This is a genomic window from Leclercia sp. M-A074-M (assembly GCF_965195605.1).
Taxonomy (GTDB): Bacteria; Pseudomonadota; Gammaproteobacteria; order Enterobacterales; family Enterobacteriaceae; genus Enterobacter.
In genome coordinates this window covers 124,692-139,902 of sequence record NZ_CBDAHM010000008.1, presented here as the reverse complement: position 1 = coordinate 139,902, position 15,211 = coordinate 124,692, and the positions used below count along the sequence as shown (strand labels likewise).

16 protein-coding genes are annotated in these 15,211 nt (G+C 58.9%); 12 read left to right on the top strand and 4 right to left on the bottom strand.

Going from position 1 to position 15,211, the window contains the following annotated elements:
* The first annotated feature begins 160 nt into the window (after positions 1–160).
* The 6 genes from hemA to kdsA are packed head-to-tail and all read left to right on the top strand — an operon-like array spanning position 161 to position 5,464.
* Entirely contained in the window at positions 161–1,417 is a 1,257-nt protein-coding gene (gene hemA / locus ACOKCT_RS16940; protein WP_039030718.1) for a glutamyl-tRNA reductase, read from the top strand.
* Between the two features lie 42 nt (positions 1,418–1,459).
* Positions 1,460–2,542 (top strand): peptide chain release factor 1, encoded by a 1,083-nt coding sequence (gene prfA / locus ACOKCT_RS16935; RefSeq protein ID WP_103179951.1) that lies wholly within the window; start codon positions 1,460–1,462, stop codon positions 2,540–2,542.
* Positions 2,542–3,375: a peptide chain release factor N(5)-glutamine methyltransferase gene (prmC, locus tag ACOKCT_RS16930; RefSeq protein ID WP_103179950.1), complete on the top strand. Its 834-nt coding sequence runs from the start codon at positions 2,542–2,544 to the stop codon at positions 3,373–3,375. Before prfA ends, prmC begins: the two co-directional genes overlap by 1 nt.
* A complete protein-coding gene (gene sirB2, locus ACOKCT_RS16925; RefSeq protein WP_103179949.1) occupies positions 3,368–3,760 on the top strand; it encodes an invasion regulator SirB2 in 393 nt (130 codons plus the stop codon). The genes prmC and sirB2 overlap by 8 nt, the downstream gene beginning before the upstream one ends.
* A gap of 3 nt (positions 3,761–3,763) precedes the next feature.
* A complete protein-coding gene (sirB1, locus tag ACOKCT_RS16920) occupies positions 3,764–4,573 on the top strand; it encodes an invasion regulator SirB1 (RefSeq protein ID WP_103179948.1) in 810 nt (269 codons plus the stop codon).
* 36 nt (positions 4,574–4,609) lie between these two features.
* Positions 4,610–5,464, top strand: coding sequence for a 3-deoxy-8-phosphooctulonate synthase (gene kdsA / locus ACOKCT_RS16915; RefSeq protein ID WP_103179947.1), 855 nt, complete (start codon positions 4,610–4,612; stop codon positions 5,462–5,464).
* Between the two features lie 113 nt (positions 5,465–5,577).
* On the opposite strand, the gene chaA is transcribed toward kdsA, so the two are convergent.
* Positions 5,578–6,678, bottom strand: coding sequence for a sodium-potassium/proton antiporter ChaA (gene chaA / locus ACOKCT_RS16910; protein WP_103179946.1), 1,101 nt, complete (start codon positions 6,676–6,678; stop codon positions 5,578–5,580).
* Positions 6,679–6,946: 268 nt separating this feature from the next.
* On the opposite strand from chaA, the gene chaB reads away from it, so the two are divergent.
* Both chaB and ACOKCT_RS16900 read left to right on the top strand, forming a co-directional pair.
* Positions 6,947–7,177 (top strand): putative cation transport regulator ChaB, encoded by a 231-nt coding sequence (chaB, locus tag ACOKCT_RS16905; RefSeq protein ID WP_103179945.1) that lies wholly within the window; start codon positions 6,947–6,949, stop codon positions 7,175–7,177.
* 192 nt (positions 7,178–7,369) lie between these two features.
* A complete protein-coding gene (locus ACOKCT_RS16900) occupies positions 7,370–8,065 on the top strand; it encodes a gamma-glutamylcyclotransferase (protein WP_214422104.1) in 696 nt (231 codons plus the stop codon).
* 40 nt (positions 8,066–8,105) lie between these two features.
* Here ACOKCT_RS16900 and ACOKCT_RS16895 read toward each other — a convergent pair whose 3' ends face one another.
* The 3 genes from ACOKCT_RS16895 to ychN all read right to left on the bottom strand — a co-directional run bounded on the left by ACOKCT_RS16895 (position 8,106) and on the right by ychN (position 10,804).
* On the bottom strand, positions 8,106–8,348 hold the full coding sequence (locus ACOKCT_RS16895; RefSeq protein ID WP_103179943.1) for a DUF1883 domain-containing protein: 243 nt from the start codon (positions 8,346–8,348) through the stop codon (positions 8,106–8,108).
* A gap of 211 nt (positions 8,349–8,559) precedes the next feature.
* Positions 8,560–10,344, bottom strand: a complete 1,785-nt coding sequence (locus ACOKCT_RS16890) for a methyl-accepting chemotaxis protein (RefSeq protein ID WP_103179942.1) — start codon at positions 10,342–10,344, stop codon at positions 8,560–8,562.
* Between the two features lie 106 nt (positions 10,345–10,450).
* Entirely contained in the window at positions 10,451–10,804 is a 354-nt protein-coding gene (gene ychN, locus ACOKCT_RS16885) for a DsrE/F sulfur relay family protein YchN (protein ID WP_103179941.1), read from the bottom strand.
* Between the two features lie 73 nt (positions 10,805–10,877).
* Between ychN and nasR the strand changes: the two genes are divergently transcribed.
* The 4 genes from nasR to ACOKCT_RS16865 all read left to right on the top strand — a co-directional run bounded on the left by nasR (position 10,878) and on the right by ACOKCT_RS16865 (position 15,208).
* Positions 10,878–12,044: a nitrate regulatory protein NasR gene (gene nasR, locus ACOKCT_RS16880; protein WP_103179940.1), complete on the top strand. Its 1,167-nt coding sequence runs from the start codon at positions 10,878–10,880 to the stop codon at positions 12,042–12,044.
* Positions 12,045–12,272: 228 nt separating this feature from the next.
* Complete coding sequence (locus ACOKCT_RS16875) at positions 12,273–13,520, top strand: CmpA/NrtA family ABC transporter substrate-binding protein (RefSeq protein WP_159339477.1); 1,248 nt, start codon at positions 12,273–12,275, stop codon at positions 13,518–13,520.
* A gap of 1 nt (position 13,521) precedes the next feature.
* Positions 13,522–14,409, top strand: coding sequence for a nitrate ABC transporter permease (gene ntrB / locus ACOKCT_RS16870; RefSeq protein WP_159339476.1), 888 nt, complete (start codon positions 13,522–13,524; stop codon positions 14,407–14,409).
* A gap of 10 nt (positions 14,410–14,419) precedes the next feature.
* The gene (locus tag ACOKCT_RS16865) at positions 14,420–15,208 is read left to right on the top strand and encodes an ABC transporter ATP-binding protein (protein ID WP_103179937.1); all 789 of its coding nucleotides are present in this window, start codon (positions 14,420–14,422) and stop codon (positions 15,206–15,208) included.
* Positions 15,209–15,211 lie beyond the last annotated feature (3 nt).

The window sequence follows — 15,211 nt, the reverse complement described above, 5'->3', positions numbered from 1 at the left end:
GGGAGCGTCTACGCTCAAGTTGTCCTAAATCATCAAATTAGCGGTTAATAACAACTAATAACCTATTACTCCGAAAGGGGGCAGTCTCTTTTATTGATCTCGCGCATCCTGTATGATGCGCCCTGCTAACCCTATTAACGCTGGTACTACTCCCGCTCATATGACCCTTTTAGCACTCGGTATTAACCACAAAACGGCCCCGGTTTCACTGCGAGAACGCGTCACGTTTTCGCCGGATACGCTCGACCAGGCGCTGGAAAGTCTGCTTGCCCAGCCGATGGTGCAGGGGGGCGTGGTGCTGTCGACGTGCAACCGTACTGAGCTCTATCTCAGCGTGGAAGAGCAGGACAACCTGCACGAAGCGTTGATCCGCTGGTTATGCGAATACCACAACCTGAACGAAGAAGAGCTGCGTAACAGCCTCTACTGGCATCAGGATAACGATGCGGTCAGCCATCTGATGCGCGTGGCCAGCGGCCTTGATTCGCTGGTGCTCGGCGAGCCGCAGATCCTCGGACAGGTTAAAAAAGCGTTTGCCGACTCGCAAAAAGGCCACCTTAAGGCCAGCGAGCTGGAGCGCATGTTCCAGAAATCCTTCTCTGTCGCTAAGCGAGTGCGAACCGAAACCGACATTGGCGCCAGTGCCGTTTCCGTTGCGTTTGCCGCCTGTACGCTGGCGCGCCAGATCTTTGAATCCCTCTCGACGGTCTCTGTGCTGCTGGTTGGCGCAGGCGAAACCATCGAGCTGGTCGCGCGTCATCTGCGCGAACACAAAGTGAAGAAGATGATTATCGCCAACCGCACCCGCGAACGCGCCCAGGCGCTGGCGGATGAGGTAGGCGCGGAAGTGATTGCCCTCAGCGACATCGACGCCCGTCTCAACGAGGCGGATATCATCATCAGCTCCACCGCCAGCCCGCTGCCGATTATCGGCAAAGGTATGGTCGAGCGCGCCCTTAAGTCCCGCCGGAATCAGCCGATGCTGCTGGTGGACATCGCCGTTCCGCGTGATGTTGAACCGGAAGTGGGCAAGCTGGCGAACGCCTATCTCTACAGCGTGGACGATCTGCAAAGCATCATTTCCCACAATCTCGCCCAGCGTAAAGCGGCGGCGGTGCAGGCCGAAACGATTGTCGAGCAAGAAACCAGCGAATTTATGGCCTGGCTGCGCGCGCAAAGCGTCAGCGAGACGATTCGCGAATACCGCGGTCAGGCGGAACAGGTACGTAATGAACTGACTGCCAAAGCGATGGCGGCCCTGGAGCAGGGCGGCGATCCGCAGGTCATCATGCAGGAACTGGCATGGAAACTGACCAACCGTTTGATCCATGCCCCAACCAAATCACTTCAACAGGCTGCCCGTGACGGGGACGACGAACGCCTGAATATTCTGCGCGACAGCCTCGGGCTGGAATAGCGCGCCATACCCATTTTATAATTAAAAGGTGCACTTACGCCTATGAAGCCCTCTATTGTCGCCAAACTGGAAGCGCTGCACGAGCGCCATGAAGAAGTTCAGGCGCTGCTCGGCGATGCCGCGACCATTGCCGACCAGGAACGTTTTCGCGCCCTGTCGCGCGAATATGCGCAATTAAGTGACGTTGCGCGCTGCTTTACCGACTGGCAGCAGGTTCAGGAAGATATTGAAACCGCGCAGATGATGCTCGACGACCCGGAAATGCGCGAGATGGCGCAGGAAGAGTTGCAGGAGGCGAAAGTCCGCTCCGAAGAGATGGAACAGCAGCTTCAGGTGCTTCTGCTGCCAAAAGATCCGGACGATGAACGCAACGCCTTTGTCGAAGTCCGCGCCGGAACCGGCGGGGATGAAGCGGCCCTGTTTGCCGGGGATCTGTTCCGCATGTACAGCCGCTACGCCGAGTCGCGTCGCTGGCGTGTGGAGATCATGAGCGCCAACGAAGGCGAACATGGTGGCTATAAAGAAGTGATCGCCAAAATCAGCGGCGAGGGCGTATATGGTCGCCTGAAGTTTGAGTCCGGCGGCCATCGCGTCCAGCGCGTCCCGGCCACCGAATCCCAGGGGCGTATCCACACCTCCGCCTGCACCGTGGCGGTGATGCCCGAGCTGCCGGAAGCTGAGCTGCCGGACATTAACCCGGCGGATTTGCGTATCGATACTTTCCGCTCCTCCGGCGCGGGCGGTCAGCACGTTAACACCACCGACTCCGCGATCCGTATTACCCACCTGCCAACCGGCATCGTGGTGGAGTGTCAGGACGAACGTTCCCAGCATAAAAACAAAGCCAAAGCGCTCTCGGTGCTGGGTGCCCGTATCCATGCCGCAGAGATGGCGAAACGCCAGCAGGCGGAAGCCTCAACCCGTCGCAACCTGCTGGGCAGCGGCGATCGCAGCGATCGCAACCGCACCTATAACTTCCCGCAGGGTCGCGTGACCGATCACCGCATCAACCTGACCCTCTATCGTCTGGATGAGACGATGGAAGGCAAACTGGATCTGCTGATCGAACCTATCGTGCAGGAGTACCAGGCCGACCAGCTGGCAGCGCTGGCAGAGCAGGATTAATGGATTTTCAGCACTGGCTACAGCAGGCGATAAGCACGCTGGCGGGGAGCGAAAGCCCCCGTCGCGATGCGGAGATCCTGCTGGAGCATGTGACGGGCAAAGCACGCACCTGGATTCTCGCCTTTGGCGAAACAGCGCTTACCGCCGATCAGCAAAGAGAGCTTGATGCACTCCTCGCCCGGCGCAAAACCGGCGAGCCGGTGGCGCACCTGGTGGGCGAACGTGAGTTCTGGTCGCTGCCGCTCTATGTCTCTGCTGCAACGCTAATTCCCCGTCCCGATACCGAATGCCTGGTGGAGCAGGCGCTGGCGAGATTGCCCGCCACCCCCGCGCGCATTCTGGATCTCGGCACCGGCACCGGGGCCATCGCCCTGGCGCTGGCCAGCGAGCGTCCGGACTGTCAGGTGACGGCAGTAGATCTCATGCCCGATGCGGTGGCGCTGGCACAGCGTAACCTTGAGCGCCTGGCGTTAAAGAATGTGACGGTGCAGCAGAGCAGCTGGTTTACCGCTCTTGCTGACCAGCAGTTTGAGATGATCGTCAGTAACCCGCCCTATATCGATGAATGCGATCCGCATCTCGGCGAAGGGGATGTGCGCTTTGAACCGCGCAGCGCGCTGGTTGCGGCGGATCACGGACTGGCAGATCTCAGCCATATTATTATCCAGTCTCGCCAACACCTGGTCAGCAATGGCTGGCTGCTGCTCGAGCATGGCTGGACGCAGGGCGAAGCGGTGCGCAATCTCTTCCTGCAGGCCGGTTTTGCCCAGGTTGAAACCTGTCGCGACTATGGCGGCAACGAGCGCCTGACCGTGGGCAAGTGGCATGAATAGCTTCTCTGTACTGATCGCCCTGCACCTGACGGCAGTCGTCCTGACCGTCACGTTTTTTGCGCTGCGTTACTGGTGGCGTTACAGCAATAACGCCCTTATCAACGCGCGCTGGGTGCGGGTTCTGCCGCACTGCATCGACACCGTGCTGTTTCTTTCCGGCGCAGGGTTGATGTGGGTGACCGGTTATCTGCCGTTTACAGATGAAGGGTCATGGCTGACTGAAAAGCTGTTTGGCGTTATCATCTATATCGTTTTGGGTTTTATTGCGCTGGGGCGTCATCGTCCGCGCAGCCAGCAGGCCGGGTTTGTTGCCTTTCTGCTGGGGCTGGTGGTGCTGTACATCATCATTAAACTCGCCACCACAAGAATACCGATACTGGGGTAAGTCATGGAGTCCTTGGCCGATTTCGAATTTAACAAAGTGCCGCTGTGCGATGGAATGATTAAGGTATCAGAGATGATCCGCGATGATTTCATTTCACAATACGTCTACGATGAACTGGAGAAACTGGTGAGTCTGGCGCGTGAAGAGATTAATCAGGCGCGCCCTCAGGACTGGCAACTGGAGAAACTGATTGAGCTTTTTTATGGCGAGTGGGGCTTTTGCGATACGCGTGGCGTGTATCGGCTCTCCGACGCGCTGTGGCTCGATCAGGTACTGAAAAACCGTCAGGGCAGCGCTGTCTCCCTGGGGGCGATTTTATTATGGGTGGCGCACCGTCTTGATATTCCGCTGGTGCCGGTCATCTTCCCGACGCAGATGCTGCTGCGCGCCGAGTGGCTGGACGGCGAGATGTGGTTAATCAATCCCTTTAATGGCGACACGCTCGACGATCACACGCTGGATGTCTGGCTGAAGGGCAACATCAGCCCGATGGCGGAGCTCTACAACGAAGATCTGGACGAAGCGGATAACGCCGAGGTGGTTCGCAAGCTGCTGGACACCCTGAAGTCAGCGTTGATGGAAGAGCGGCAGATGGAGCTGGCCTTGCGTGCCAGTGAGGTGTTGCTGCAGTTTAACCCGGAAGATCCTTACGAGATCCGCGATCGCGGCCTGATCTACGTGCAGCTTGAGTGTGACCACGTTGCGCTGAATGATTTGAGCTATTTTGTTGAGCAGTGTCCGGAAGATCCGATCAGCGAAATGATCCGCGCGCAGATTAATTCCATCGCGCACAAACAGATTACACTGCATTAATCTTAATTCCGATTCACACCTGAATAAGGCGATCCTATGAAACAAAAAGTGGTTAGCATTGGCGATATCAACGTGGCGAACGACCTGCCGTTCGTGCTGTTCGGCGGCATGAACGTACTGGAATCCCGCGACCTCGCGATGCGTATCTGCGAACACTACGTCACCGTGACCCAGAAGCTGGGTATCCCGTATGTGTTTAAGGCCTCTTTTGACAAAGCCAACCGCTCCTCTATTCGCTCTTACCGTGGCCCGGGCCTCGAAGAGGGGATGAAAATTTTCCAGGAGCTGAAGCAGACCTTTGGCGTAAAAGTGATCACCGACGTCCATGAAGCAAGCCAGGCGCAGCCTGTGGCAGACGTGGTTGACGTGATCCAGCTGCCCGCGTTCCTCGCCCGTCAGACCGATCTGGTCGAAGCGATGGCGAAAACCGGCGCCGTCATCAACGTGAAAAAACCACAGTTCGTCAGCCCAGGCCAGATGGGGAACATCGTCGATAAGTTTATCGAAGGCGGTAACGACCAGGTGATCCTCTGCGACCGTGGTTCCAACTTCGGTTATGACAACCTGGTGGTGGACATGCTGGGCTTCAGCGTGATGAAAAATGTCTCTAACCAGTCGCCGGTCATCTTCGACGTGACCCACGCTCTGCAGTGCCGCGACCCGTTTGGCGCAGCCTCAGGCGGCCGTCGTGCTCAGGTTACCGAACTGGCGCGCGCCGGTATGGCGACCGGTCTGGCGGGTCTGTTTATCGAAGCGCATCCGGATCCTGCCAACGCCAAGTGCGACGGCCCATCCGCGCTGCCGCTGGACAAGCTGGAGCCGTTCCTGAAGCAGATTAAGGCGATTGACGATCTGGTCAAGAGCTTTGAAGAGCTGGATACCAGCAACTAATAAAAAAACCCGCTTCGGCGGGTTTTTTTATGCGCTTATTGCCGGGTGGCGCTGCGCTTACCCGGCCTACAAAACCCGTAGGCCCTGCAAGCGAAGCGCCGCTGGGCAAAGGACTAGGCAAATATCGTCATCAGATAGGCCGCAAACAATGCCAGGTGCGCCGCACCGTTGAGCACGTTGGTGCGCCCGGTGGAAAATGAAATCTGGCACAGCAGTAGCGACGCCAACATCACAATCATCTCCGGTGCACCAAGGCTAAACATCAACTCGTTACCGGTAAGAAGGGCAATCAGCGTCACCACCGGCACGGTCAGGGAGATGGTCGCCAGCACCGAGCCAAAGAAGAGGTTCATGGCACGCTGCACCTGGTTATTCAGCACGGCACGTAATGCCCCCAGCCCTTCCGGGGAGAGGATCAGCAGCGCCACCAGGAAGCCGGTAAAGGCCACCGGCGCGTTCATCGCCGTCAACAGTGTCTCCAGCGGTGCGGCATTCATCTTGGTGACTGCAATGACCGCAATCAGATGCACCACCAGCCAGACCGTATGCCACAGGCTGCTGTGCGCGGACGGCTTGCCGTGGTGCGGGTCATCGTCGTCGCTCTCATCTTCATGCTCATAGACGAAGAGACTCTGGTGCGTTTTGGTCTGGATCAGCAGAAACACGCCGTACATCGCCGCAGAAATCAGCGCCACGAGCAGGGCCTGACCGGTAGTGAAATTGGCCCCCGGCAGCGCCATCGGGAATACCAGCACGATAATCGCCAGCGGGAAGAGGGCGATCAGATACTGCTTAATACCAAACAGGTTCAGATATTGCGTTGCGAATTTGCGCCCGCCCAGCAGCAGCGAGAAGCCGACCAGCCCGCCGGTGACAATCATAATGATGGAGTAGAGCGTATCGCGCATCAGGGTAGGTGCGGCGTCACCGGTCGCCATCAGAGCGGAAATAAGGCTCACTTCGAGAATAACGACGGAAAGACTTAGAATCAGGGAACCGTAGGGTTCGCCCAGGCGGTGGGCCAGCACGTCGGCATGGCGTACAACGCTAAAAGCACTGCTCAGAATACCCACAAGGGCCAGAATATTAATCCCGATGACCACTGGCAGTGACTGCGCGCTTCCCCAGAAGAACAGCACGGCCAGGGCCAGCACCGGGAAAATGAGAGACGTCTCCTTATGACGGGTTTTCACCGTCTCGTGTGCGGTTGTCATGTAATTCTCCGTTTTGGCAGGTGCTTGTAATTATAGACAGAAAGTGAGGAGCTTAAATTAACAGATCGCCGTTAATCTCTGAGTATCTTTTACTTAATTTTACGGTACAGGGGAATTATTTAACGAGAGCGTCATAATAATATATTTTTGTTAAATAGGGTCTTAATAACAGTAGATTAAGAAACTGAAATCCAGGATTATCGATTCGACTGGAAGCCTTCGGCATTGTCGACCACACTTATTAAGTGAATAAAAAGAGGGGGTTGCTATGCCATACAAATCGAAAACTGATTTACCGGATAACGTTAAGAACGTACTGCCTGCCCACGCGCAGGATATCTACAAAGAAGCCTTTAACAGCGCCTGGGATCAGTACAAAGATAAAGAGGACCGCCGGGGCGATGACAGTCGTGAGGAGACCGCACACAAGGTGGCCTGGGCGGCGGTGAAGCAGGATTACGAAAAGGGAGACGATGATAAGTGGCACAAGAAGAAATAGTCATTGCTTAGTTGGCTGTGCTTAATAGTTTGCACCGTCGGCTTTGACTTTTAAGGCGGTCGGCCTCGCGCTCTGTTGCACCCGGCGAGATTATTGCATATCGTCACCCTACTGCTTTCTAATTGAGCAGTAAAAGGACCCGGAAGGTTCATAAAGTGAGGGCAGGGATGCAGGCAGTGGCGGAGGTGCAATATGTTAACGCGTGATTTTCTTATGAAGGCCGACTGCAGAACGGCCTTTGGTGCGATCGAAGAGTCGCTTCTGTGGTCAGCCGAGCAGCGCGCAGCGTCGCTGGCTGCGACCCTGGCCTGCCGTCCGGACAACGGTCCGGTATGGCTCTTCGGCTACGGTTCCCTGATGTGGAACCCGGCGCTGGAGTATGTTGAATCGGCAACCGGGACGCTTCCGGGCTGGCATCGAGCCTTCTGTTTGCGCCTGACCGCCGGACGCGGCAGCGCCTGCCAGCCAGGCCGTATGCTTGCACTGAAAGAGGGCGGACGCACCACCGGCGTGGCCTACCGTCTGCCGGATGCGACCCTGGAAGAGGAGCTGGCGCTGCTGTGGAAGCGTGAGATGATCACTGGCTGCTATATGCCGAGCTGGTGTCGGCTGGAGCTGGATGATGGACGCACCGTTAACGCCCTGGTCTTTATTATGGATCCGCGCCATCCGCTGTTTGAGGCCGACACGCGCGCGCAGGTCATCGCCCCGCTGATTGCCGCCGCCAGTGGCCCGCTTGGCACCAACGCACAATATCTCTTCTCGCTCGATAAGGAGCTGACGCGTCTCGGCATGCAGGATGATTGTCTGAACGAGCTGGTGTCGCGGGTGCGGGCATTGCTGGATAACGAATCGCCGGAAAGCCAGCTGCGCCCCGGCTTTGCCTGAAAAAAAGCCCGGTGACAGTGCGCCACCGGGCGAAGAATGATCAGGCTGCGACGTAGCTGATGGAGTGCTCAAGCGACTGGCTGTGGCTGTCGATGAGCACCTCCCAGGTTCCGGTATAAGGCACCGTCAGCCAGGCGTTGTCTTTGTCCTGTACGCTTAAAATATCTGCCTGCGTTTTGCGTGGTGCTTTATTACTCATCAGATGAATATGACAACGCTCTGAGCAGCGCACCACGACCGTATCCCCGCCAAACAACTTTAGACTTGCTTTTACCAGTGCCATTTTTTTACCCCGTATCCGAAACAACGCTCTCCTTGCGGCTAATCCTGAGCGTGATGTTGTTCACAATTCACTCATGGCATAACACCAAAGGGGAAGGGCCGGGGTGCTGATTTTGATCAAAAAATGGCGTAAGCCTTAAACAAAAATGACAAAATGCCTGAAAGCGCGCAGCGAACATCGCTTTACGCGGCTTTCAGGCAGCGGATTAACATTAAATGCGGAAATGACCGGCGGTTTCAGCGAGGTCGCCTGCCTGACCCTGAAGGGCGCTGGCGGCGGCAGCCGACTGCACCACCAGTTCGGCGTTTTGCTGCACCATACTGTCCAGATTGAGCACCGCGCGGTTAATCTCCTGAATGCCTTTCATCTGCTCGCTGGTCGCCACGGTGATCTCCCGCATGATCCCCGACATGCTGCCAATGCTGGTGACGATCTCATTCATGCTCTGCCCGGCAAGATGCACATAGCGCGAACCGGTCGCCACGCTGTCGGTGGTAGAGTCGATCAGGCTTTTGATCTCTTTTGCCGCCTGGGCGCTGCGGCTGGCGAGATTGCGCACTTCGCCCGCCACCACGGCAAAGCCGCGCCCTTGCTCACCGGCACGTGCCGCTTCAACCGAGGCGTTCAGCGCCAGAATGTTGGTCTGGAAAGCAATGCCGTCAATCACGCTGGTGATATCGCCAATTTTGGTTGAAGCGGCTTCGATGGACTGCATGGTGGTGATCGCCTGCGACACCACGTTGCCGCCCCGCGTCGCGGCCTCGGCAGCTTTGCCCGCCTGCTCGTTCGCCACGGCGGCAGATTCGGTGGACTGCGCCACGGAGGCGGTGATCTGCTCTACGGCGCTGGCGGTTTCACGCAGGCTGGAGGCGGCCCGCTCGGTGCGGCCAGAGAGATCCTGGTTCCCGGCGGCAATCTCCTGGGCGGCGTTCTTCACCGAGGCGCTGGCGTCGCGCAACTGCACCATCACCACCGCGAGTTTATCGCTGAAGGCGTTAAAGGCATGGGCGATCTGCGCCACCTCATCGTCACCTTTCTCCGGCAGACGCTGGGAGAGATCGTTGGTGCCGTTGGCAATGGCGTGCATCGCATCGCGAATATCTGACAGGCGCTTCAGCAGGCGGGCAATCACGAAATGCACAACCACCGCGCTGAGCAGCACCAGCACAACCAGCGACAGGGAGGAGGCTTTCAACAGGGTACGCATACCTGTCGTCGCATCATCGCTGTCAAGCGCGACAATCAGCTGCCACTGGGTACCGGCAATCGGGGTTGCGGAGAAGGTTTTCGCCACGCCGTTGTACTCCCCCTCGGCGCTGTTGCCATTCTTTAGCGCAGCCAGATCGACGCCGCTGATGACCGCTTTAAAGGGCTTTAAGGTCAGCTCGGGATCGCTGGCGGCAATGACCGAACCCTCGCTGTCAACCAGCAGCCCGCTGCTGGCTGGCGTCGGATGGATGCCGCGCACGTTGGCGATCACGCTGTCCATCGCCACATCGCCCGCCAGCACCGCTTTCAGCTCGCCGTTCTCTTTCACCGGCACGGCGAAAGTGACCACCAGCTTTTTGGTGCCGGTATCCACATACGGGACGGTGACGATGGCGCGATCCTCTCTCACCGCCTGCTGATACCACGGACGCACCGTTGGATCGTAGTCGGCAGGTACCCCTTCAGGATTGGAAAACTTCGCGGTTTTGCTGGCGTAGCCGGCATAGACGTTGATAAACCCGCCCGCCTGCGCCAGCTGTTTAAACATCGGTACCGGATCGTCGGTCAGGACGACGTTCTGCAGGGAGTTGATCATCAGCGTCTTGCTGCTGACCCAGTCGGCAATCGCCATGCTGTGGCTGGCGCTGGTGCTGGCCAGTATCGAACGTTGGGACTGTTGATTATCCTGACGCGTGACCTGGAAATTAATCACGGTATTCAGTAAAAGCGCGGCGATCAGACATCCGACCGTCGCCGCAATAATACGAGCGCGAATTGACCTGAACATAATGAAATACCTGCTGTGTTGTTGTAAAAAGCCTATCGGCATCGGGCAGGCAAACTTGAAGCTGGAACCGCGCTCATAAGAAAAAAATATTTTTGTTAATGCATTATTAGAAAGTTAATAGTTTATCCGCGGATAGCGTCCACTGCGCCAGCTCCACCAGGGTGCCAATCTCCACCCCGTCGATCAGCGGCAGGGCGCTGATACCGCGGCCATCGGCGCAGGTTTTGCACAGCTTCACCGGCACGTTCTGCGCCGTCAGGATCTCCAGCATCTGCTGGATATTGTAGCCCTCCGCCGGTTTTTGCCCCCGCAGTCCGGCTGTGACCGCGTCGGACATCAAAAACAGGCGCAGATCCAGGTCGCTCTCCTGCTCGCGTAAGGCAATCGCCAGTCGCAGGCTGTTGAACAGCGATTCGCTGCCATAGGCCGCACCGTTAGCGACAATCACAATCTTCTGCATGTTGACTCCTGAATAATGAAAAGGCATGAAAATTGCTTCTCTCTTCGGCAGACACTGACCCGGGAGAGTAAGCATGACGATAAACAGAGGCCGTCCACCCGGCGCCACGGAATGGTTCCAGCAGGCCAGGCTGCTGCGTAAACAGCAGCTGTGCAAGCTGGCACAACTGGGCACGCTGGTGAGCCGGATCAGCCATCTTGCGCACATGCTACAGTGCGAGCGGGGCGCCTCCAACATCTGGCTCTGTTCCGAAGGGGCGCTCTATGCCCTGGAGTGTAAAGCCAGCCGCGCGCTGGTAGACGAGCATGTGCAGGCGCTGCATCAGGCGCTCGGCTCGCCGGTGATGGCCAGCGGTGCCCTGTGCGAGCGGGTGGCCAACGCCCTGCAAAGTCTGGAGCAGCTTCCCGCGCTGCGTGAGGCCATTACGGCTTGCGCGCTGCCCGCTACGGCGGCGATGGAGCGTTATAGCCGTATGCTGCGAAACCTGCTCAGTATTGTGCCGCAACTCAATGACAGCATTGATAACCCGCAAATCGCGGGCAGATTTGTCGCGCTCTATAGCCTGATGCAGGGCAAAGAGCTGGTGGGGCAGGAGCGGGCGCTGGGAGCGATTGGCTTTACCCAGGGCTTTTTCAGCGATGAGATGCGCCAGACACTGGTAGACAGAATCGACGGCCAGCAAACCTGTTTCGAGGTCTTCCTCTCCCTGACCCCTCCCAGCCTGCACGATCCTTTCAACCTCAGCGTACCGGGGGCGGAGGTCGAACAGCTGCGGCGGCTGGCCTGTACCCGGCAACCCGCCGCGGATCAGGGGGTGCTGGCGCTGCACTGGTTCTCGCTGCAAACCGAACGCCTCGAACATCTGCGCACCCTGGAGGAGATGCAGATCGCCGATCTGATGCTGGCGGTGGAGTCGCTGATTAGCCAGGCTGACGACGAGCCGCCCGCAGAGCCGCAGACGGCGGAGCCGCTGGCCCTCTATCCGCAAAAACCGCTGCTGCCGCTGGTGCGCCAGCAGGCGCAGGAGATCGAGCAGCTCTCCCGCCAGCTGGCCTCGATGCGCGACACGCTGGAGGAGCGCAAGGTGATCGACAAGGCCAAAAGCGTGTTGATGACCCATCAGCAGATGAGTGAGGAGCAGGCCTGGTGCCAGCTGCGCAAGATGGCGATGGATAAAAATCAACGGATGGTGGATATCGCCCGCGCGTTGCTGACGGTCAAAGCTCTGTGGCAGCAGTAAATGCACCCAGGATGGGCAACGCCTGCATGGTTGAGGTGCGTTCTCGCTGTCGGCAGGCAGAAAAACCCCGTTATTTAAGCCTTTAAAACCTGGCATCACCCTTGCATTAATCAACATCACAATTCTGACGACGCGCCAACGGCGGTGTGTCGTTTTTGAGGATAAAGGCGTCCTGCGGTGCTTCGGCACTGCCGGGCGCTTTTTTTTGCCATTTTTTCAGGAGTGAGCATGGTGGAATGGACAAGACGGCGTTTTTTACAGGCCAGTGCGCTGGCGGGCGGGACGCTGATGGTGCCGGGATTGATGCAGAGCGCATGGGCCGCGGGCTCCGATAAACCGGAGCTGGAGACGGTGCGCGTCGGCTTTATCCCGCTGACCGACTGCGCGCCGCTGGCGATCGCGGCCTGGAAAGGGTTCGATAAGAAATATGGCTTCACCCTGGTGCCGAGCAAAGAGGCGAGCTGGGCGGCGGTGCGCGACAAGCTGGTGGCCGGGGAGCTGGACGCAGCGCACATTCTCTATGGCCTGCTGTATGGCCTGGAGTTGGGGATCGCCGGTAAACCTAAACCGATGGCCAACCTGATGACCCTCAACCGGAACGGGCAGGCGATCACCCTGTCGAGCGATCTGGCTCAGCAGGGCGTGCGCGACGTCGAGGGGCTGAAGAAGCTCATCGCCCGGGAGGCACCGGGCACCTACACCTTCGCCCACACCTTTCCCACCGGCACCCATGCCATGTGGCTCTACTACTGGCTGGCTGGCGCAGGCATCAACCCCTTCGACGACGTGCGCACCGTGGTGGTGCCGCCGCCGCAGATGGTGATGAACATGCGCATCGGCAATATGGTTGGCTTCTGCGTCGGCGAGCCGTGGAACGCCCGCGCTATTAACGATCGCATCGGCTTTACCGCCGCCACCTCCCAGTCCATCTGGCCGGAACATCCGGAAAAAGTGCTCGGCACCCGCCACGAGTGGGTAGAGCAATATCCGAACACGGCCCGGGCGCTGGTCAGCGCCCTGCTGGAGGCCCAGCGCTGGATCGACGCCTCACCGCAGAACAAAGAGGAGACCGCGCAGCTGCTGGCCCGGCGCGCCTGGCTCAACACCAAAGAGCAGTACCTCACTGGCCGGATGCTGGGCGAATACGACAGCGGAACCGGCAACCGCTGGCAGGATGCTAACCCGATCCGCTTCTTTGAGGAGGGGGCGGTGAGCTACCCGTGGCACTCCGACGGAATGTGGTTCCTGACCCAGTTCCGCCGCTGGGGACTGCTGAAAACCGACCCGGATTACGCCGCTATCGCCCAGCGCATCAACCGCACCGACATCTGGCAGGAGGCCGCCACTGCCGTGGGCGGCATTCGCGCACCTTCATCGCCGCTGCGCACCAGCACCTTAATGGACGGCACCGTCTGGGACGGCACCGATCCGAAGGGTTACGCCAACCGTTTCGCCATTCACCGTACAGGGGCCTGATATGAAAAACGTCAACATTAAAGCCGCACCCGCCATACCCGCCGAGCCGGCCAGCGGGGAAGTGATCGCCCTGCCGCCGGTGCAGGTCCGCCGCCGTACTCCGGGGTTTGCCCGCCGGACCAACGATCTGCTCCAGCGCATCATTCCGGCGCTGCTTGGCCTGGGATTACTGGTGATCGCCTGGCAACTGGCGGCTATCAACAGCAAAGGGTTCCCGACGCCGCTCAGCACCCTGGACTCGGCCATCACGCTGTTTGCCGATCCGTTCTACCGCGATGGCCCCAATGACATGGGAGTGGGCTGGAACGTGCTGGCCTCGTTGCAGCGTGTCGCTATCGGCTTTGGCCTGGCAGCGATCGTCGGCATCCCGCTGGGCTTTATGATTGGCCGGTTTACCTTTATGTCCCGCATGTTCACCCCGCTGATTGCGCTGCTGCGCCCGGTCAGCCCGCTGGCCTGGCTGCCCATCGGCCTGCTGCTGTTCCAGAAGGCGGAGCCTGCCTCCAGCTGGACCATTTTTATCTGCTCGATCTGGCCGATGGTCATCAACACCGCCGAAGGGGTGCGCCGTATCCCGGAAGATTACCTCAACGTGGCGCGGGTGTTGCAGCTCTCCGAGTGGACGGTGATGCGCCGCATTCTCTTCCCGGCCGTGCTGCCTGCGGTGCTGACCGGGGTGCGGCTCTCCATCGGTATCGCCTGGCTGGTGATCGTCGCCGCCGAGATGCTCACCGGGGGGCTGGGGATCGGCTTCTGGATCTGGAACGAGTGGAACAATCTCAACGTCGAAAACATTCTCATCGCCATCGTCATTATCGGCGTGGTGGGTTTGCTGCTGGAGCAGGGGCTGATGCTGATCGCCCGCCGTTTCAGCTGGCAGGAAAAATAAGGAGCACATGATGAAACCTCTCATTCAGGTCCAGGCCGTCAGCCAGCGTTTTTCCACCGCCAGCGGCGAGTTTCTGGCGTTGCAGAACGTCTCTTTTGATATTCACGAAGGGGAGACCATCAGCCTGATCGGCCACTCCGGCTGCGGCAAATCGACGCTGCTGAACCTGATCGCCGGCATCACCCTGCCGACGGAAGGTGGGCTTCTCTGCGATAACCGCGAGATCGCCGGACCGGGGCCGGAGCGGGCGGTGGTGTTCCAGAACCACTCCCTGCTGCCGTGGCTCACCTGCTTCGACAACGTAGCGCTGGCGGTGGATCAGGTGTTCCGCCGCAGCATGAGCAAAGCCGAGCGGCGGGAGTGGATCGAACACAACCTCGAGCGGGTGCAGATGGGGCACGCCATCCACAAGCGGCCGGGGGAAATTTCCGGCGGCATGAAGCAGCGGGTGGGGATTGCCCGCGCCCTGGCGATGAAGCCAAAAGTGCTGCTGATGGATGAGCCGTTCGGCGCCCTCGATGCCCTGACCCGCGCCCATCTGCAGGATTCGGTGATGCACATTCAGCAGGAGCTGAACACCACCATCGTGCTGATCACCCATGACGTGGACGAAGCGGTGCTGCTCTCGGATCGGGTGCTGATGATGACCAACGGCCCGGCGGCAACGGTAGGCGAGATCCTTCGCGTTGACCTGCCGCGCCCGCGCAACCGGGTGCAGCTGGCGGAGGAGAGCCGCTATCACCATATGCGCCAGCAGATCCTGCACTTCCTCTATGAAAAACAGCCGAAAGCGGCCTGAGGA